A 17,391-nucleotide genomic window follows, 5' to 3' on the forward strand; every position below is an offset into this window, starting at 1 on the left:
AAACACTCAATTTTCAATCCAATGGGATATACCTAAATTTATGATTCCTACTAAAATTTATTCACAATTAAATGAATTGTTTAGCGCAGATAGATACCCAGGACTTTGCATTCTGATCGTGGAAAAAGATTATTTTTTTAAAATGACTTTTTCGTTATCTTTAGAGATTATGAATGTTGATAACTGTCTTCAATTTATGAATGAATTGTTTTCTTATGTAAAGCAATATCAAGCAAGATACGAGATCATCTCTTTATTTTATTAGATATTGGTATAGAAATTTTCAAAGTGAATTATTTACTCGGAGCAGTATTAAAAAAATAACGGTTTTAACCGTTATTTTTCTGCTCTAGTCTTAAAGAACACATTTTGCTCAAACACTTTTAGTCTATTTTTATATATACATATCGCCAATTCCCTATCAATTTTCCGTTTGATATCATCATAATCATCAGAGTAAACTGTCCCTCTAATTGTATATTCAATTCCTTGATATCCTGAATTAAGTTTTGTTATTCCTTCATAGGTGAACTTCTCCAACATTTTCTCTTCATCAACTTTTATTAAGTAAGATGAAAACTTTTCATTTATCTTAGTTGTCAGTTTTATTAGTATGTCTTCTACTTTTTCCGGGTCTTCTCGGAAACTTATTATTGCAGTTGCTTTAACTTCTTTTAGCCCTTTGAATAATTTTTCTATTGTTTTAATTTCTGTGTGGTCTAATACCGTGACTGAATTTTCATCTCCAAAAATCTTGATGGTATTTAGGGATATTTCTCGCACCGTCCCCTTCACAGTCCCATTAATAATGACATCATCATTGACTGATATAATCCCCGATAAAATTCGATATAGCCCCGTCACAATCGAAACAATTTTTGATTTTAAAATAAACATAAGCGTTAAAATAAATGCTGCAACAACAAAAACAATCTGTGCAACGTTTACAAACACACTAATGATATAAACCAAGTAAATTAAAAAGAAACTGTATTGAATAAAATTTTGGCCTACTTTTCTTAGCGTAGTTACATAATAATGATCATCTATTCTGTCACAAACCTTTTTTAGCCCTCTGTTCAATAATAAATATAAGCACGCCACTATCGCAGTAGCAATTAAAGTTCTTATTAGTTGACTTTCGATTGTATAATCCATTTTTCTTTTCACCTCTTTCAACATCTTTCTCCCCTCTCCTCCTCTTTCCTTTTGTCTAATTTACAACTTATAATTTACAAAATTAAAATTTCTTAGGGGGATTCATCGTTATGAAAAAGCCATTATTTATCGCCGTCGAAGGACCAATCGGTATAGGAAAGACAACAATTTCAACAGCTTTGTCAGAAACTTATAACGGAGCTCACCTACTAAAAGAAATAGTTGAAGAAAATCCTTTCTTAGAGAAGTTTTACAACGATCCGGATCACTGGGGATTTCAAACTGAAGTATTTTTCCTTTGCAATCGTTATAAGCAATTAGAAAGAGTGGAAGCAATATTATCAGAAGGTAATATGGTTATCTCTGATTACCATATTTTCAAAAACTTATTGTTTGCGAAAAGAACGTTAAAAGAGAAAGATTTCTCAAAATACAACACCTTATTCCATACTTTACTCGAAGGACTACCAAACCCTGATATCGTAATATATTCAAATGCCTCGCTAGATACAATTATGTCTCGAATTAAAAAACGAGGAAGAATCATTGAAAAAGGTATAGATCCGAATTATATTCGCCAGTTATCTGATGATTATCGACATTCTTTTGCCAATGTCAAAAAAGTGTTACCAGGGACAAGTACATTAGAAATCGATGGAGATTCTGTGGACTTTGTTACCAATCCTGAAAAGTTAGGTTCTCTAAAAAAAGAACTCGATTTACTAATCGAGGACCACTTAAAAAATAAGGGCGAGCAATTCTACCGAACTTTTAAGGGATGATCTCTTTTGTTGTTCTAGGGATTGACAAAAAAGTAGAAGCATATATATAAGCTTCTACTTTCTATAAACTCAATGAGTTTGTGATATATATTAATTCTTCGAAGATGTAACTCTAAAGTTATGCTTTCATCTTTAGATCTATTTTAGGAAGTGACCTTTTTGAATAAAATGCGCCCTTTAGCTTACCGAATGCGCCCCTCTAATATAGATGACGTAATCGGCCAGATTCATTTATTAGGAAAAAACAAACCGATCAGACGAATGGTCGAGAATAAACAACTGGCTTCTATGATTTTATTTGGCCCACCTGGTATAGGCAAAACAACTATTGCGCAATCAATCGCCGGAAGCACTGAAATTCCGTTTAGAAGCATTAACGCAGTCACATCCGGGAAAAAAGATTTAGAGTCCATCGCTAAAGAAACAAAAGAGATGGACACTTCTATACTGTTATATATTGATGAAATTCACAGGTTTTCTAAAAATGTTATCGAGTATTTACTACCTTTTATGGAGTCTGGAGATCTTATTGTTATCGGATCAACAACAGAGAGCGTTTTTCACTCTTTACCAGCTGCCATCATTAGCCGCTCAAGCATATTTGAATTGAAACCTTTGTCACATAAGGAAATTTTGGAAGGTATTAAGCGGTCTATAGTAGATAAAGAAAATGGATTGGGCCAATATGATATTAACTATACAGACGATTCATTAACTTTTCTAACGGAAACCACAAATGGTGATATGCGTTCTGCTCTAAATTTATTAGAGACTTTAGTGATTTCAAATATAAAAGATAATAAAGTATCCATTAATACAGAACTTATTGAGAGCTTTTCAGAACGCAAACATCTTAATTATAACGGTGAAAACTCTAGATATAATTTGATGTCAGCTTTACAAAAATCAATTAGAGGCAGTGACCCGGATGCAGCCCTTTATTATTTAGGAATGTTATTGGAGTCAGGAGATCTAAATAGCATTCATAGAAGGTTATTAGTGATCGCGGATGAGGATATCGGTATGGCCAATGTAAATGTCTCTACACACGCCTTAACAGCTATAACAATTAGTGAAAAGCTTGGTCTACCTGAATGTCGCATACCACTAAGTAAAATTGTTATTGAAATGTGTTTATCTCCCAAATCAAACAGTGCTTATAAAGCACTTGATTCAGCCCTATCATTAATTAGATCGGGTCACTCCTACGAGCCTCCTAATCACCTTAAAGATGCTCACTACGCTGGTGCAAAATCTCTTGGAATAAAAGGATACAAATATCCTCACGATTATCCAGTTCAAAAAGTAGGAGCTTGGGTTAATCAACAATATTTACCCGACCAAATTAAAAACAACCGTTTTTATTATCCTAACGATTCTGGACACGAAAAAGCTTTTTCTGAAATCCATCGAATTATATTAAATGCAAAAGAGAAGTGATATAATTCACTTCTCTTTTTTATCATCTATAAAAAACAACGCAATTATTGCATTAGTATTTGCATTGCTGCTTTTCGATACTGAAAATTCTTTGTCAGAATTGTATTCGCAGTATTAAACTTTAATTCAGATTTCGTCAAATCACTCATAGCTGCGGACATATCAATATCTTCTATCCTGCTTTTCGACGAACTATTTTGGATAGAAGAATCACTTAGATTATCAAGTTTGAATTGAAGTCTGTTCATATAAGCTCCATAATCTGCACGCATATCACTAATTTGGCTTATAACTGAATCAACAGCGTCTATAGCATATTGAGCCCCTGTTTCCACGCTGATCCAGTCAATCCCAACACCAGCAGTTGTAAGATCATACATTCTGATGTCCATTGTCCCTTTACTCGTTTCATCTACGTGTAAAACCAAATCATTGTCATCACTTTCAAATATCTTAATCCCGTTAAATGTTGTGTTATCCGCTAAGTTATCAATCTGATTTAATAATGATTTCACCTCTTTTTGCATACTTGCCCGATCCTTTGCTGAATATGTACCATTATCCGCTTGAACTGCAAGTTCTCTTATCCTTTGATACATATCAACCATCGATGAAATTGCACCATCTGTTATTTGCAAAAAGGACAAACCATCCTGGATATTTCTAATTGAGGCGCTCTTCCCTCTTCCGATCGCAGTCATCCTTTCTGCGATACTGAGACCACTACTATCATCTGAAGCTGAATTAATCCTTAATCCAGTGGAAAGAGTATTGGCTATTTTGTTATAGCTATTTTCACTAATTCTTATATCATTAGTGATTACGTTAGATAAATGATTGTTTATCAACATAATAAATTCACCTCCAAAAAATTACTTCGATACTAGTGTATTTTTAGGAGTGCATCAAGAAAAACGTCATTAATTCGAGTGGATAAAATTAACAATCCTATTTATTAAGCGTTTCTTACTTTAAGCTTTTCAATAGCTCTCAGCACTTCTTTCAAATCGCAATCTAAGATATGACAGGGATATTTATCTTTAATTTCATTTCTCGATTTCGCTATCTTAAAATCCAGATTGTTTCCAAACTGAACAAATACAGTGCAAGCTTTATGTATTTGGTTAGGATCCGTTGAATGCCAGTATGCTGCTCCATAAGAAACTCGATAATACCGTTTCTTCCCTGTTAATTCTCCATATGATGACGGAACCAATTCGTGATCCCACTCTGTAAAAGCTTTTTCGTTTTTCATATCCTTCTCCCCTTTCACTTGTTATTAGCAGTTTATTATAGGTATTTGTCTTTGTTAAATCCGCTATGCAGCCATTTTCCCTATGATGTTTCTATGACGATTATAGGAAAAACTTCTGATTTCTCGCTTTTTCTTACTTTTTCGTTTGAACACAAAAAAGAAGGCGAAGTGCCTTCCTCCTCTAACAATGTACAATTTTGGTTTTCACCTTTTACAATTGCTTTTTTCAACAAAAATCAAATTTGTGTTGTATAATCAAAAAAATCGTAACAAGAAGGAGACGTAATTTATGACAGAAGAACAATATAACAAAGATTTGTATTGTGACCAATGTGGCGAAAATAAAAAATTATCATATGAAGATAATTACGGTGGATGGGATAGATACAAATGTTAAGAATGTGACCACAACTTTCAAATTAAAGCGATCGTTTCCAAATAAAACAAATAATCGCGTTAAGATAACAATTTTACAACACTAGTCTAGGACCTAATTTTTGGTCCTTTTTTATGTTTCGATTAAATCTTAGCAACATACAAAAAGCTCGAAATTACACTTTATAAGTTGACGGTATTTCTAACCTTTAACCAGAAAAGATAGATACCAAGTCACTATCGCCTTCCCATAACACATCCAGGTTAGACAGTTAAACATCAAATTATTAACCTACCACATTTCTTCTGCCCAAATCCCCTGATCTGATATAGTTTTTTTAAAAAACATAAAATAGAATACCTATATGAAAATTTAATACAGCGAGAGTGATAGGATGCTATTTAATTCATTTGTTTTTATCTTCTTATTCCTGCCTGTAGTGTTTATTGGGTATTACCTCTTAAATCACTTTAACTTTAATCGATTATCAATACTTTGGTTAGTAGCCGGCTCACTTTTCTTTTACGGTTATTTTAATCCAAAGTATTTAATCCTTATAGCTATATCGATTTCGTTAAATTTCTTGATTGGTTCGTTAATGAACAGATCAGAGGATATTAAGAAGAAAAGAATACTCTTGACCATAGGAATATTATTTAACGTTTCTCTATTAGGTTATTACAAGTATGCAGATTTTTTCATTTCCAACACAAACTTTGTTTTAGGAACTGATTTCAACTTGCTCCACCTCGTTCTCCCCCTCGGTTTGAGTTTTATTACTTTCCAAAAAATCGCTTACCTAGTGGATACGTACAAAGGAGAAACAAAGGATTACACATTTACAACTTTTGCGTTATTTGCTACGTTCTTTCCGCAGCTTATCGCAGGACCTATTGTCCATCACAAAGAAGTGATCCCCCAGTTCGAAACAAAAGAAAACAAGCGGATTAATCTTGATAACATTTCAAAAGGAATCTTCATCTTTTTAATCGGCCTAGTAAAGAAAGTTGCCATTGCCGATACAGTTGCTATTTGGGCAAACGACGGTTTTTCTAAGTATCAATCCCTCACATTCTCAGAATCCTGGTTAACTTCTCTCTCCTACACTATCCAATTATATTTCGATTTCAGCGGATACTGTGATATGGCCATTGGTTTAGCACTTCTCTTCAACATTAAATTGCCGGCCAACTTCCATTCTCCGTATAAAGTAAGAAATATTCAAGAGTTCTGGAAAAAATGGCATATGACGCTAAATCGATTTCTAACACAGTATGTCTATTTCCCTTTAGGTGGTAGTCGTAAAGGTTCTGTAAGAACGTATATCAACATCCTTATCGTGTTCTTTATTAGCGGATTTTGGCACGGAGCAGGATGGACATTTATTATTTGGGGAGTTTTACACGGTTTAGCTTCTGTTGTCGTAAGGTTATGGGGGAAAACGAAGATTAACCTTCCTTATTGGCTTTCCTGGTTTATAACCTTTCAGTTCATCAATCTTGCGTGGGTTTACTTTAGAGCGGATAACGTAACGCAAGCCAATGCGATTATCTCAAAAATGTTCCACTTTGACTGGACTGATTTATCAAACATTTTTTCACATCCAATTAGGAGCTTTGCCACTTCTGCTTCTTACAAAATTGGAACTGTTTCATTCGATAATTCCAAACTTATTATCTTATCTTTATCCCTATTAATCCTAGTTTCTTTGATTTCAAAGAGTTCAATTGATCTCTTAGAAAAGTTTAAATTTAATTGGGCATCCGTGGTTTACTGCCAGGTTTTTATGCTTATTGTGCTTGTCAGCATCTTTTATATGCAAAAGAACAGCGTCTTTCTATACTTCAATTTTTAATAAGGTGTGATGATGACCTTGAATTCAAAACAATGGATGAAGCGCCTTCTTCTCACTTCCTTGGTTGTTATTGTATTACCGGTTTCTGCTCTAATGGGGTTCAATTACTATATTGATCCCCTTTGGAATTTTTCACATAAAAACAAATACAATGACTATCAAATAGGCTTTGACGAGAGGCAGCAAAAAACAAACTATATTAACAGCAGAAAAGATTTTAAATATGATAGTTTAATGATCGGAACAAGCAGAGTTACCTATATGAGCGAAAAAGAATTCCAAAAAGAAAAAGTTTTTAACTATTCATTAAGCGCACTTCATATAGATGAATATCTTCCTTATATTAAATATGCAACAAAGAAAAATGGTAGAGATTTTAAAACGATTTATATGGAACTGTATGTGAATTCTTATGATTCTTCAACTAAAATGCCTAACCAAGTCCCTTCTGTTTATATAAACAAATCAGAGGATCCATTTTATAAGATCACTTCCCTTTTCTCATTCAGTACGCTACAATCTTCTATCGATAACTATAAAGCGTCAAAAGCAAACTATTATAGTGGTCCACGGAGTTATACTCGAGATAACATCGCACAGACCACATATCCTAATGACAGATTAGATGTATTGTGGGATCGTTTTAAGCAATCTTTTGAATCATCAAGCACAAAAAAGTACAATTATGACAAAGATTTTAAAAAGAAACTTCTTCAGATAAAAAATGCATATCCTGATACAAAATTTGTCGTTTTTACTGATCCAATCCCAGCAAAAAGATTAGACTTAATCCTTGATAATAAGGAACACAGATCAGCTTACGAAAAATATATAAAAGAGTTGATTGAAGTATTTGGAGAAGTTTATAGTTTTCAAGGGCATACTCCTATTACAACTGATATGAATAATTATTTTGACTGGTTTCACTATTATCCTTCCGTTGGAAGCAAAATGATCAAAGCGATGGAAAAACCAAAACAACACAAAGATATTCTTCGAATCGTTAATAAAAATAACTTAGATGATTATTTAAATAGTGTTGAGTCGAACAACCATTAAAAAAAACAGGCCCTATAAAAAGGAGCCTGTTTTTTATTACTTTTTCACCAGTGATTTTTTCAACCTTTATTTCTATTGACAAAAGCCATATCAAGGATTTTGTGTTAATATTTAAATTATAATACAAAAAATGTATGGGGGTGGAGTGTTTGGATCGAAGGCAGTACAATCCAGATCATTGGTTCAACCATCTTAACACGAAAGAAACTCGAATTTTATTTCTTTTATATTTAAAGTTAAATGCAAACAACAAAATTGTTTTATCTGATAATAAACAACTCTTCCAAATTTGCGACTACAGTAATTCTAACTTATTCAAAAAACACTACAATAGACTACTTGATATAGGAATAGTGTTTGAATGTCAAAAAAATTATTTTATAAACCCATTTTATGTCGAACCACGTAGAATAGGCCCTAAAATGCACAACGAGAATTTAATTGATAAAGGGTTAATGAAAGAAGTTTTAAAAACGACCTATTTAAGAACAGGAAAACTAAGACGCGAATCCATTAGTAACCTTCTTCATAAACTTCAACAACAAAAAAGAGCTAAAAATTAGCTCTTTTTTATTTTGCATTCTTTTGTTTTTTTAAAATTTTATCTATCCTTGCTCGAGATAAACTTATATCTTGATAGAACAAAGACTCAAAAACCCGGTCTTCCTCGGTAAAAAATTTAATTTCAATTTCAATATATTTACGGAAACAGAAGACGAAATGTTCCAATACATCATATTTTTCCTCAACTTCTTTATCTAACAAGAAAAATAACACCGGTTTATGTTTTCGGCCAACAAAAAAATAATTCACCCCTTTCACATTTTCAAAGAGCCAATCTTTATCCAATCCCATTTCCTCTAAAGCAAAATGAATAATTGTTGAAATGAATTGGAAGAACGAAAAACTTAACTCATCTATGTTCTTAAACTTTTTACTTATCTCTACCTTTCCATATTTATTTTCATCTTCAACACCTAAAACATATTTCATCCAATCCGCAACAAGACTTTTTTCATAATTACGCATTAATATCTCGGGTATGTATTTAATTTGGCTGTGATGATAGTAATCCTCAGAACTTGGGTCTAATTCTTTCAATAGTTTGCTATCTTCTAAATCAGAACACATATACTGCAAAGCATCTTCTAACTGTGTTTCCAAATTGAAAATTGGAATAATAATCACTCTCCTTTTTCTGATCATCCTTATATTAACATTCAGTTTGAAGCTTTTACAGTCGATTAGGGAGGAGCGCAAATAAAAAAAGCAACTGAAACTATCAGCTGCCTCTTGGTATACATCTATCGTTCCACACATTGTTAAATGTACTTGAGTCCATTCCACTGCTTCGCGATAAGCATTTATAAAACTATTAAAGCTCTTTCTCTACCTTTATCTTAAATCCATTGATGTTAACCTTCTCTACACGAATATCGCTTAGATAGCGACAACGATTATCACCGATGAGCTGTTTCTTAAATTTCTTTTCAGCATCTTTTTCGTCAGTAGCAGCCACTACATCAGAGAATTCGCCTCCTGTTATATTACCTTTGCAAAGATATAAATGGTATTCCAACGGTTTTCTGTTAAGTAATATGAAATCATCTGGATTATTCCCATCCATATACCCCATATTTCCAAAATTAATATTAATGGTACCATCCGAGTTAATTTCCATAACTTTCGAAATTGTATCTTGATCTTCATATGCACTACCTATAACATCACCAATCATTGGCTCTTCTCCACTATAATAAACTTTATTCATTCTTTACACCTCTTTAATTTTCTGATTTGGATTTTTTCGGAAATTATTCACAAGAATTCCCGCTAACAAAATATTCGATTGCATTATGTTGGGTTATGTTTACCACATTCTTAGCATACAAGCTCGAGGATCAAGGAAAACGTCTTATCAAAATTGATAAATGGTTTCCGTCATCAAAAAAATGTTCAAAATGCGGCGAGGTTAAATAAAGCCTTCCCCTTTCTGAACGTTTATTTGAATGCGTATGTGGTTCTGTTATTGACCGCGACTATAACACACAGCCATCAACATCAGAGAAGAAGGAAAAAGACTCCTACAAAACATTGTAGCAGCCTAATTAATTTTATATAAACCATAAGCCCTCGGAACCCAGGTTATAGCTCGGTCCATTTCGATCCGTTAGGTTCGATCACCCGAGAAGATGCCCATCATAATGAGCTCATTTTAGGTGAGGAGGTTCACTCTATTACTGTGACTCGGCTCCTTATTTCATATATTTAGACTGATTAAATCTCAGGTTTCGATACTCTGGATCAATGCACTCTTCTTTAATATTGTCGAATAACCATTGAATGGCTTCATTTTCTTCATAAAATACTAAAGTGTCTCCATCTTCATCCCGAAAAAACCTTTCCTGATCATAGTCACCCTCGTCAAACCACTGCATTGTTACGACTGTGACGTACTCATTACCGTCTTCACGAGTGCAGCCACCTAGAATTTTATAATAAAGATCGCTCATTATAACTCCTCCTTTTCCATTCATTTTCCTGATACTTACTATCGTCTGGACAATACTTATACAGTTCCACTTGCCCTGTTTCTCCATCTATTACAGCTGCTTGAGTGAAATCGTTAGAAGATGCCCCATCTATAATGGGTGCACACGCATTTAGGTGAGGAGGTTCACTCTATTACTGCGACTCGGCTACAACACTTATACAGTTCCTCTTGCCCTGTTTCTCCATCTATTACAGCTGCTTGAGTGAAATCGTTAATCGTAACTTCAAATTCATTCCCCTTTTTGTCTATTACTTGATGTCCAAAGAAAATTTCTTTCTTATTCATATCGAACAACCCTGTTGTTTGATCTACTTTTTTAACCTCCCATTTATCCAATTCTATAGGAAGAGCAATTAGTCCATCGCGTTGATCGGTTAAAGAAGGATAAATAATTAGTTCACTTCCGTCTTCTCTAGACTTTAACTGCACTCTGAACTTATCGTTTAACATATCACCACATCCTTTTGTTTTCCTTTATTATACTGTATTAAGTTTTTTTTGAGAAAAAACATTAGAATTCATCGTAACTTTCGACTCTATTTATTAATTTCATCATCGATGGTTTGTTATTTCTTAATTCACTTGCGATGTAATGATGTTTTCCATATTCTCGATCTGTTTCTTCAATTTTTTCTTCTATGCTAATCTTTTGCCCTAAAAAAGATCGATGCAATTCACAGTATGTAATGAGTTCAATATATTTATTAGAAGTTTCACTACGGTAATAATTTCGATTATGGTATTGTTCTAACAAATCAGGAAAGTTTCTTTTAACATTTTTAAATGCTCCAGATTGGAACATTACAGCATCCACAACTTCCTTAACACACCCTATCTTTTCGCAAAATAAAGCTCCATCAAGTGGATAAAATCCTGTTTTTATAACTTTATTTGAATGACCTATATCGTGTAAGTATGCCAGTTGCAAAAGGTTTTCTTTAGTACTTTTTTGTAAATTTCGTTTTTCAATGTACTCTTTCATTTCTTCGACCACACCTAGTATATGTTTTATTTTATAAAAATTCCCACTGAAATAATCTCTAATTAGTTTTTCGATCGCTTTTGTATTCATATTTTCCACCCCTTTTTTACAACTGTAGTAATTATTTATGTAATATCCTTTTATAAAATAAGAAAACAGTGGCGATAATCACCACTGTCTCGTATGTCTTGTATGTTTTAGATTGCTTCTCTAAAGAAAATTTTCTGCATTTAGATCTATAATTAACAAAATCCTTATTTTTCTTCCCTTCTTAACCTTTGTCCTCACTGTGAAAATCATTTTATTTTCCTTACGGGAGTAAGGTTTAGCAAGCTGATTAATAATCTTCGATTTTGATAAAAAACCCAGAATTTATTAATTCCGCTGTTGAAAAACCGGCTAACCATCAAGTGCGATAAATATGTCACACACATACAACTTGCAATAATACGTAATGAGGATAGAATTAACAATGATCAGATTTTGCAACAGTCTGGTCACATCAAAGCACTTAAAATCCTAGGGGCTGTAACCTCTGGGATTTTTGTGTTTTTAAAAAACATCTTCGGTTCTTACTTGCCCTTCCTAACCCCATTAGAACCTCAAAAATAATAATCCATATAATACAAACAGATGAAAAAAAACTCAGCTGCATTCAGCTGAGTTTAACGTGTATCAAGTCACATTTTACAAAAAGTGATTTTTTTTCTATCTCCTTTAATTTCATTTGTATATGCAAAATATATATTCAAAGAATCCTCTTTTTTTGATTCTAATCTGTAACCCATATTTTCTAGACTCATCTGCATTTTCAATAGCCTCTCATATGGTTTATTATTTTCCCATTCACAGATTACAAGATCTCCTGGTATCATATTCAAATGCATATGTTTCTATCTCCTTTATCGATAAGAAATGATTAATCTCATCTCTATATCACATATTATAACAATATAATAAATGATTTTATTAATAGTTTGACAAAAAAACAAAAAACTCAGCTGTTAGGTTAGCCGAGTTAAATTTTTTTCGTTCATATATGGATTAACTGCTTCTCTTCTACAAAATGTAATTCTTATTATGTCTTTATTTTTCTTATTTTGATAATTAAAGTAAACATTTAGCCTATCTTCATCCTTTGATTCAAAAACATATCCCGATTTTTCTAAGAGGTAATGTTTAGATGCTAACGTTTCAATCGGCTTTTCATCCCACTCATTCACAATTAAATCACCAGGAAGTAAATTAAGGTACATCTGAAATTCCCCTTCACTTATTATTTTTCCATAGTTTTAATAATATCTTTTAATTTCAGGATTGTACAATCCAAAGTTTCTGCCCCATCTATACTTTCCTCATCAATATAATAAATTAATTTTACTACAGTTTGTGCTAGTTCCATTGCTTCATCGTGTCTAGAAGTCATTTTCAAATTCTCCTTTTTATTGTAAGCACTTTTTTTATTCACAAGATATAAACTTGAAAATTATCTATTACTGATGAAGCAAATAGTATTGATTGAAGGCAATAGTGTTTAATTCAATATTCTCCATAAAATACCCTGCCTTTTTTATTCATTTTTTTAAAGTTTTTTACAATTTTCCTTTTCAAGTTCGCTTCCTACATCACAGATATACTCGTCTTCTTTCATTAAGACTTTTTGTCCCCCGATACGCCTGTAATCCATATAAACATAAAGTATCTCTCCTTCTCTGGCTATGATATTTCCGCCTTCTTTAATTATTTTTATGACTTGATATTTTTCCATTCCAATTTTATCCCTTCAGCACTTTCTGATTTTCTTAAACAATAAAATGAAATTAATACTTAATGAGCAAGCTAATACTTCCGCAATTATAGTATCAAACCAATCTGGTTGTATTTCTCCAAATGTTTTAAGTTCATATGTTCTCCACAATAAAGTTATCAACAATAATAATCCTATGTATACAAGAAAAAACAAACCTATTTTCACTTATGTAATTCCTCCGTGTTCTGTTAGCTAAGCTTTAATTCCCAACTTCTATGTTTGTTTTCTATTTCTGTCATTTGATCGTGAACACGTTGCATTCTAAGTTTGATTAACACCATTAATTCGTCTTTTGAGAAGCCACCTTCTTCATCTTTCAAGAATTGGTGAATAGAACCCAGTTCAGAAAAATAACCCATTAATTGTCCATATTTATTGACCTTTGCTTGTTTTGTATTGTTCATTTTATACCCTTCTTTCCTTAGTGAACCACAGTCTTATTTTCAGTTCCATATTCCGTTTGAATCTCTTTTCTTAGTTCAGAAGTCTTCTCTAACGATTCAACAATTTCTGTTGCAATATGGTCTGTAATATCACCCATTGAGGCGTTAGGATTCTTGATTATAAAATCACTGATGAAATCCAAGGCAGCAAAACGCCCATTTAATATTGTGTGATTTTCTTTTTTATTTACATTTTTTTTTGCTATCTGTTTTTCCATTAAAAAAACCACCTTTATTTTGTTATCAATAAGCTTTACCTGTTAATATTTTTTTAAATTCAATTATCTTTTCAGATTATAACATTAAACTCCGCATAAAATCTTCGAAAAATAAAAAAATCAAAAAAACATTTAAAATAACATCAGAAATAAAAAAAAGACCGTATTAAATCGGTCTTTGGAATTTTATTATTTTGTTTTTCTATGAAAATCAAATTTCCCCAATAAATTGTTTTTAGAAATTCTTTCTGAAATTTCTTTGGTTAAGTCTGTTTTGTAAGCCAATCTCATACCGTGGAAAACAACACATTCAGTGAAGATAGCATTCATTACAACAACTGTATAAACTGAAGATATTTCTTGTCCACCTATTCCACCAAATCCTAATGTGGTATCCGGCCAAGTTTGCTTCCAAACCTGGATCTCAAGATCATCGAAAGAAGTAATTCCCTTGGAGTCATCTCGCAAAAGTTCCATTCCTTCTTCTAAACATTTTTTCATTCCAGTCAAAAAACAATTCACTATTATCCCTCATTTATTTTTTTAGTTAATTTCAATTGTTTCTTTCCATTTTGCCCAAAAGTCAAAATCGTATCCTTTATCTCCGGGACTACTTTGTGCAATTTTCTCTTCATCTAAAACTATTGTTGCTCGTTTAAAAATCTCGTAATCGTCAAAATCATTGTCACTGGACACCAACTCAACATAACTATCCATATCGACACCTTCACCCATTGATTTATCCTTAATTAATTCATATTTTCCGAGAGCTTTTTCTATATCTGCGTATTCTTCTGTACTTCAATTTGATGTATCCACTCTATATTTTTTCATTATTCTTCCTCCATCTTTATTCAATGCAATGATTCTGTTATATCTTCGATTTTATTTTTAATATTATGAAGTGCTTCTAACTCTATGTTTAAATTATTTGTTGTCTGTATTAGACCTTCACGAGCTTCGTTTGTGAGCTTTATTTTTTTAGGTGATGAACAGATTTCATTCAACTTGGAAATAAAAACATTAGTAGAAGTAATCTCATCTTCAATTGCGTTTTTAATGTCTTTTATTTTTTGCTTATCAGTTTTCATTTTTATGTCTCCTTTAGATTTAGTTATTTGTGGTTCTTACCAACATATTAAGCCATAAATAAATGAAATAGAGAAAAAACAAAAAAGACCTTTTAGAAAGGTCTTTTATTTAGGTTGTTTTCGCAAAGTTTTTTATTTTTCCACAGATAAATTAAAAGTCAGTTAAAATATAAGAGAAACTAACAATGAGAGGGATGAAAGAAATGAGCATTATCAATTTAAATGAACAAAATGAAATTTATTTAACAAATACTTTAGGCGAAGAAATAGGACACAAAGAAATTGCAGATAACATTTACGAATGGTATGAAAATAATTGTGTTGATAATGAGTGGCTTCAGTATCTTGTTGAAATAAATGGAGAAGTTGGTATTTTAGCCTTACAAGAGTTTCCGCATCCTGATGGGGACAACTGGAACGATGATAAACATTATTACTCAGATGAGTGGAAAAATTCTTCTGCTCAGAAAATATGGAAGCATTTAGAAAATGTTGTGAATGAAATTAACAAATTAGTAGACTTTAATGTGATGTTAGGTAAGGAAACAGGATTTATGGCAAGACACGAAGTTTGCATCTGGTTCCCTTTCGCAACAGAAAAAAAATCTCTTGAAGAGACATTCCAAAAAATCAAAGACATAAAATTACTATTTTAGATTTGTGGAGATGGATTTTTCCGTCTCTTTTTTATGAACTTTTAAGCATCTCAACAGTAGTGTTTTTGGATTTTTGACAAGCTGAAATAAGCATTTGTTCCACACGTTTATCAAATGCTAAATTTTTCTCTAATTCGAGCCATCGGAACCAATAAAGGTAACTTTTTACTAATGTTAATCACTCCATTATCACCAGTTTTAAATTTGTTCTGGTCAATTATTTTCCTTTACTCCTTTATCATTTTTTCCCTCAACATTAAGACATTTTTGTTCCTTTAACTTTTTTAGCAACGAGCCTCTTTGCTCGGGTAACAATGGCCACATTCCTTCTCCCCAGGCTAAGAATAAATCATCAATGTCGTCATTATCCAACTCTGTTCCCTTTTCGTACACTTCTGCTAGGGCCCCTATATTTTGCATAATAGAATATGCCTTCATACGTTTAGACATTTCTATTTCTGGATTGTTATAAATACTTTCCCATCGTCTATAGACTGTCTTGATTTGAGTGTTTTTGATTTTCACCATAACCTCTCCCCTTCATCGAATATTATATTTTTAGATCTGCTAAATAAGTATTGCTGAAAATTCGCGATAAAGATCACACAAAAACCAAAAAGAGAGCGGCTCAAGCCACTCGATTGGATTATTTTGATTTTCAGAGTTTCTTATTCATTTTTCAAATGTTAACACTGCTATTATGTTAGTTGCGAACACAAATTTTGTTCTTAAAAGTTTCCTTCAAATTGAAAAAATTCAATGTATTGTGGTTCAATTTTTACTCGTGAAACACGTTCCCATTCTACCGTTTCTTCTAGCAAGAAATCATCCGGAACTACCACTTTTAATACAACCGGTTCAGCACCTAGTTCCTCAAATTCACTCCCTAGCCAACCCATTAACGCATCTTCACAGGCTTCATAGGATGCAAACAAGAAAACACCCGCTTCTTCTTCAAGTTTTTTAGATCTTGGTCCTATCTGTGGTATTAAACCGTCTTTTAGAATTGATTCCATATTCGAAATAGGCGTACAATGAAACATCTCTGTCATTTAAATCTTCCTTCCCATTTTTTAAATTTTAATACGAAAAAATCAAAAACGGGAGAAAAAACAAAACTCACTGGAATGGATCTATTTTAAGAAGGTCTTCCCATCTAATAGCCTATTAAACACCACTTCATAATCTTCTCCTAAAGCGACCATCTTCAATAAACCAGCAATGTTCGGGTAATTGATTGTACTCAAATCGGTATCTAGTTTTACAGCCTGCTTGGTTTCATACAACTTAATAATGAAATCATTCATATTAAGTTCTTCTTTAGGAAACTGTTTGTATCGCCCATCCAACTTAGAACGAAATCCAATGTATGTCTCCATACAAAAATTGACGTACTCAGTAAATTCTTTGCAAGCACGAATTAGCTTATCTCGATTCGATTGAGGGTGTTTTAGAAAGATTTGCTTATATCTTTGGAAGGTTCCATCATCCTTTGGAAGCAATGCAAATTCGTTATATATTTGTTCTTTATCCAAAAAACCATCTCCTGATCAAATTTCTTTCTAATAAAATAAAAAGATCAGCTATCTTGATTTCCTTTTATTAATGTTGATATAATGCGTTCTCGTGGTAATAGATTGCGCACAAACAATATACTTATTAAAACTTATTAGTTATTGTTTTCTTGCTTTAATCGATTAATTTCGGTTTGA

At 32.4% G+C, this 17,391-nt stretch carries 26 protein-coding genes and 2 pseudogenes; 7 read left to right on the forward strand and 21 right to left on the reverse strand.

Annotated features, from left to right (window positions below; translation table 11 throughout):
• Positions 1–336: 336 nt before the first annotated feature.
• On the reverse strand, positions 337–1,179 hold the full coding sequence (locus AAGG74_RS14880; protein WP_429675999.1) for a hypothetical protein: 843 nt from the start codon (positions 1,177–1,179) through the stop codon (positions 337–339).
• An 89-nt stretch (positions 1,180–1,268) separates the two neighbouring features.
• Between AAGG74_RS14880 and AAGG74_RS14885 the strand changes: the two genes are divergently transcribed.
• Together AAGG74_RS14885 and AAGG74_RS14890 are read left to right on the forward strand one after the other, a co-directional pair.
• On the forward strand, positions 1,269–1,940 hold the full coding sequence (locus tag AAGG74_RS14885; RefSeq protein ID WP_429676000.1) for a deoxynucleoside kinase: 672 nt from the start codon (positions 1,269–1,271) through the stop codon (positions 1,938–1,940).
• Between the two features lie 168 nt (positions 1,941–2,108).
• Positions 2,109–3,380, forward strand: a complete 1,272-nt coding sequence (locus tag AAGG74_RS14890; RefSeq protein WP_429676850.1) for a replication-associated recombination protein A — start codon at positions 2,109–2,111, stop codon at positions 3,378–3,380.
• Between the two features lie 44 nt (positions 3,381–3,424).
• Here the strand turns inward: AAGG74_RS14890 and AAGG74_RS14895 are convergent, their stop codons facing one another.
• Together AAGG74_RS14895 and AAGG74_RS14900 are read right to left on the reverse strand one after the other, a co-directional pair.
• Complete coding sequence (locus tag AAGG74_RS14895) at positions 3,425–4,231, reverse strand: flagellin (RefSeq protein ID WP_429676001.1); 807 nt, start codon at positions 4,229–4,231, stop codon at positions 3,425–3,427.
• Between the two features lie 104 nt (positions 4,232–4,335).
• The gene (locus AAGG74_RS14900) at positions 4,336–4,635 is read right to left on the reverse strand and encodes a hypothetical protein (RefSeq protein ID WP_429676003.1); all 300 of its coding nucleotides are present in this window, start codon (positions 4,633–4,635) and stop codon (positions 4,336–4,338) included.
• Between the two features lie 770 nt (positions 4,636–5,405).
• Between AAGG74_RS14900 and AAGG74_RS14905 the strand changes: the two genes are divergently transcribed.
• From AAGG74_RS14905 to AAGG74_RS14915, 3 genes are all read left to right on the forward strand, one after another.
• Complete coding sequence (locus AAGG74_RS14905) at positions 5,406–6,866, forward strand: MBOAT family O-acyltransferase (RefSeq protein WP_429676004.1); 1,461 nt, start codon at positions 5,406–5,408, stop codon at positions 6,864–6,866.
• An 18-nt stretch (positions 6,867–6,884) separates the two neighbouring features.
• Positions 6,885–7,925: a hypothetical protein gene (locus AAGG74_RS14910; RefSeq protein ID WP_429676005.1), complete on the forward strand. Its 1,041-nt coding sequence runs from the start codon at positions 6,885–6,887 to the stop codon at positions 7,923–7,925.
• A 149-nt stretch (positions 7,926–8,074) separates the two neighbouring features.
• Positions 8,075–8,488 (forward strand): hypothetical protein, encoded by a 414-nt coding sequence (locus AAGG74_RS14915; RefSeq protein ID WP_429676006.1) that lies wholly within the window; start codon positions 8,075–8,077, stop codon positions 8,486–8,488.
• Between the two features lie 7 nt (positions 8,489–8,495).
• On the opposite strand, the gene AAGG74_RS14920 is transcribed toward AAGG74_RS14915, so the two are convergent.
• Together AAGG74_RS14920 and AAGG74_RS14925 are read right to left on the reverse strand one after the other, a co-directional pair.
• The gene (locus tag AAGG74_RS14920) at positions 8,496–9,113 is read right to left on the reverse strand and encodes a hypothetical protein (protein ID WP_429676007.1); all 618 of its coding nucleotides are present in this window, start codon (positions 9,111–9,113) and stop codon (positions 8,496–8,498) included.
• A gap of 187 nt (positions 9,114–9,300) precedes the next feature.
• Positions 9,301–9,696 (reverse strand): hypothetical protein, encoded by a 396-nt coding sequence (locus AAGG74_RS14925; RefSeq protein WP_429676008.1) that lies wholly within the window; start codon positions 9,694–9,696, stop codon positions 9,301–9,303.
• Between the two features lie 89 nt (positions 9,697–9,785).
• Between AAGG74_RS14925 and AAGG74_RS14930 the strand changes: the two are divergent.
• A pseudogene (locus tag AAGG74_RS14930) lies at positions 9,786–10,033 on the forward strand (zinc ribbon domain-containing protein); the annotation flags it as partial.
• Positions 10,034–10,180: 147 nt separating this feature from the next.
• Here the strand turns inward: AAGG74_RS14930 and AAGG74_RS14935 are convergent.
• The 12 genes from AAGG74_RS14935 to AAGG74_RS14990 form a co-directional block, all read right to left on the reverse strand.
• Positions 10,181–10,438, reverse strand: a complete 258-nt coding sequence (locus tag AAGG74_RS14935; RefSeq protein WP_429676009.1) for a hypothetical protein — start codon at positions 10,436–10,438, stop codon at positions 10,181–10,183.
• Positions 10,439–10,602: 164 nt separating this feature from the next.
• Entirely contained in the window at positions 10,603–10,929 is a 327-nt protein-coding gene (locus AAGG74_RS14940; RefSeq protein WP_429676010.1) for a hypothetical protein, read from the reverse strand.
• Positions 10,930–10,990: 61 nt separating this feature from the next.
• Positions 10,991–11,551 (reverse strand): hypothetical protein, encoded by a 561-nt coding sequence (locus AAGG74_RS14945; protein ID WP_429676011.1) that lies wholly within the window; start codon positions 11,549–11,551, stop codon positions 10,991–10,993.
• A gap of 590 nt (positions 11,552–12,141) precedes the next feature.
• Entirely contained in the window at positions 12,142–12,348 is a 207-nt protein-coding gene (locus AAGG74_RS14950) for a hypothetical protein (protein ID WP_429676012.1), read from the reverse strand.
• A 117-nt stretch (positions 12,349–12,465) separates the two neighbouring features.
• The gene (locus AAGG74_RS14955; protein WP_429676013.1) at positions 12,466–12,717 is read right to left on the reverse strand and encodes a hypothetical protein; all 252 of its coding nucleotides are present in this window, start codon (positions 12,715–12,717) and stop codon (positions 12,466–12,468) included.
• A gap of 20 nt (positions 12,718–12,737) precedes the next feature.
• Positions 12,738–12,887, reverse strand: a complete 150-nt coding sequence (locus AAGG74_RS14960; protein ID WP_429676014.1) for a hypothetical protein — start codon at positions 12,885–12,887, stop codon at positions 12,738–12,740.
• A gap of 156 nt (positions 12,888–13,043) precedes the next feature.
• Entirely contained in the window at positions 13,044–13,229 is a 186-nt protein-coding gene (locus tag AAGG74_RS14965) for a hypothetical protein (protein WP_429676015.1), read from the reverse strand.
• 230 nt (positions 13,230–13,459) lie between these two features.
• Positions 13,460–13,675 (reverse strand): hypothetical protein, encoded by a 216-nt coding sequence (locus tag AAGG74_RS14970; protein ID WP_429676016.1) that lies wholly within the window; start codon positions 13,673–13,675, stop codon positions 13,460–13,462.
• 17 nt (positions 13,676–13,692) lie between these two features.
• Positions 13,693–13,932 carry a hypothetical protein gene (locus AAGG74_RS14975; RefSeq protein WP_429676017.1) on the reverse strand — a complete coding sequence of 80 codons (240 nt, stop codon included), beginning with the start codon at positions 13,930–13,932 and terminating at the stop codon, positions 13,693–13,695.
• 189 nt (positions 13,933–14,121) lie between these two features.
• Positions 14,122–14,454 (reverse strand): hypothetical protein, encoded by a 333-nt coding sequence (locus AAGG74_RS14980; RefSeq protein ID WP_429676018.1) that lies wholly within the window; start codon positions 14,452–14,454, stop codon positions 14,122–14,124.
• A gap of 21 nt (positions 14,455–14,475) precedes the next feature.
• Entirely contained in the window at positions 14,476–14,667 is a 192-nt protein-coding gene (locus tag AAGG74_RS14985) for a hypothetical protein (protein WP_429676019.1), read from the reverse strand.
• Positions 14,668–14,786: 119 nt separating this feature from the next.
• Entirely contained in the window at positions 14,787–15,023 is a 237-nt protein-coding gene (locus AAGG74_RS14990; RefSeq protein ID WP_429676020.1) for a hypothetical protein, read from the reverse strand.
• Positions 15,024–15,208: 185 nt separating this feature from the next.
• Between AAGG74_RS14990 and AAGG74_RS14995 the strand changes: the two genes are divergently transcribed.
• Positions 15,209–15,679 carry a hypothetical protein gene (locus tag AAGG74_RS14995; RefSeq protein WP_429676021.1) on the forward strand — a complete coding sequence of 157 codons (471 nt, stop codon included), beginning with the start codon at positions 15,209–15,211 and terminating at the stop codon, positions 15,677–15,679.
• A 31-nt stretch (positions 15,680–15,710) separates the two neighbouring features.
• Here the strand turns inward: AAGG74_RS14995 and AAGG74_RS15000 are convergent.
• The 4 genes and pseudogenes from AAGG74_RS15000 to AAGG74_RS15015 form a co-directional block, all read right to left on the reverse strand.
• A pseudogene (locus AAGG74_RS15000) lies at positions 15,711–15,842 on the reverse strand (IS1595 family transposase); the annotation flags it as partial.
• A gap of 50 nt (positions 15,843–15,892) precedes the next feature.
• The gene (locus AAGG74_RS15005; RefSeq protein WP_429676022.1) at positions 15,893–16,207 is read right to left on the reverse strand and encodes a hypothetical protein; all 315 of its coding nucleotides are present in this window, start codon (positions 16,205–16,207) and stop codon (positions 15,893–15,895) included.
• Positions 16,208–16,407: 200 nt separating this feature from the next.
• A complete protein-coding gene (locus AAGG74_RS15010; protein ID WP_429676023.1) occupies positions 16,408–16,731 on the reverse strand; it encodes a hypothetical protein in 324 nt (107 codons plus the stop codon).
• An 81-nt stretch (positions 16,732–16,812) separates the two neighbouring features.
• Positions 16,813–17,214: a hypothetical protein gene (locus AAGG74_RS15015; protein ID WP_429676024.1), complete on the reverse strand. Its 402-nt coding sequence runs from the start codon at positions 17,212–17,214 to the stop codon at positions 16,813–16,815.
• Positions 17,215–17,391: the final 177 nt, after the last annotated feature.

This window comes from Bacillus mexicanus (assembly GCF_050445615.1).
Taxonomy (GTDB): domain Bacteria; phylum Bacillota; class Bacilli; order Bacillales; family Bacillaceae; genus Bacillus; species Bacillus mexicanus.

Bases quoted from the DNA above. Each gene is read 5' to 3' on its own strand.
- AAGG74_RS14885 (WP_429676000.1), top strand. From the start codon at position 1,269: ATGAAAAAGCCATTATTTATCGCCGTCGAAGGACCAATCGGTATAGGA.
- AAGG74_RS14890 (WP_429676850.1), top strand. From the start codon at position 2,109: ATGCGCCCTTTAGCTTACCGAATGCGCCCCTCTAATATAGATGACGTA.
- AAGG74_RS14895 (WP_429676001.1), bottom strand. From the start codon at position 4,231: ATGTTGATAAACAATCATTTATCTAACGTAATCACTAATGATATAAGA.
- AAGG74_RS14900 (WP_429676003.1), bottom strand. From the start codon at position 4,635: ATGAAAAACGAAAAAGCTTTTACAGAGTGGGATCACGAATTGGTTCCG.
- AAGG74_RS14905 (WP_429676004.1), top strand. From the start codon at position 5,406: ATGCTATTTAATTCATTTGTTTTTATCTTCTTATTCCTGCCTGTAGTG.
- AAGG74_RS14925 (WP_429676008.1), bottom strand. From the start codon at position 9,696: ATGAATAAAGTTTATTATAGTGGAGAAGAGCCAATGATTGGTGATGTT.
- AAGG74_RS14935 (WP_429676009.1), bottom strand. From the start codon at position 10,438: ATGAGCGATCTTTATTATAAAATTCTAGGTGGCTGCACTCGTGAAGAC.
- AAGG74_RS14940 (WP_429676010.1), bottom strand. From the start codon at position 10,929: ATGTTAAACGATAAGTTCAGAGTGCAGTTAAAGTCTAGAGAAGACGGA.
- AAGG74_RS14945 (WP_429676011.1), bottom strand. From the start codon at position 11,551: ATGAATACAAAAGCGATCGAAAAACTAATTAGAGATTATTTCAGTGGG.
- AAGG74_RS14950 (WP_429676012.1), bottom strand. From the start codon at position 12,348: ATGCATTTGAATATGATACCAGGAGATCTTGTAATCTGTGAATGGGAA.
- AAGG74_RS14955 (WP_429676013.1), bottom strand. From the start codon at position 12,717: ATGTACCTTAATTTACTTCCTGGTGATTTAATTGTGAATGAGTGGGAT.
- AAGG74_RS14960 (WP_429676014.1), bottom strand. From the start codon at position 12,887: ATGACTTCTAGACACGATGAAGCAATGGAACTAGCACAAACTGTAGTA.
- AAGG74_RS14965 (WP_429676015.1), bottom strand. From the start codon at position 13,229: ATGGAAAAATATCAAGTCATAAAAATAATTAAAGAAGGCGGAAATATC.
- AAGG74_RS14970 (WP_429676016.1), bottom strand. From the start codon at position 13,675: ATGAACAATACAAAACAAGCAAAGGTCAATAAATATGGACAATTAATG.
- AAGG74_RS14975 (WP_429676017.1), bottom strand. From the start codon at position 13,932: ATGGAAAAACAGATAGCAAAAAAAAATGTAAATAAAAAAGAAAATCAC.
- AAGG74_RS14985 (WP_429676019.1), bottom strand. From the start codon at position 14,667: ATGGGTGAAGGTGTCGATATGGATAGTTATGTTGAGTTGGTGTCCAGT.
- AAGG74_RS14990 (WP_429676020.1), bottom strand. From the start codon at position 15,023: ATGAAAACTGATAAGCAAAAAATAAAAGACATTAAAAACGCAATTGAA.
- AAGG74_RS14995 (WP_429676021.1), top strand. From the start codon at position 15,209: ATGAGAGGGATGAAAGAAATGAGCATTATCAATTTAAATGAACAAAAT.
- AAGG74_RS15005 (WP_429676022.1), bottom strand. From the start codon at position 16,207: ATGGTGAAAATCAAAAACACTCAAATCAAGACAGTCTATAGACGATGG.
- AAGG74_RS15010 (WP_429676023.1), bottom strand. From the start codon at position 16,731: ATGACAGAGATGTTTCATTGTACGCCTATTTCGAATATGGAATCAATT.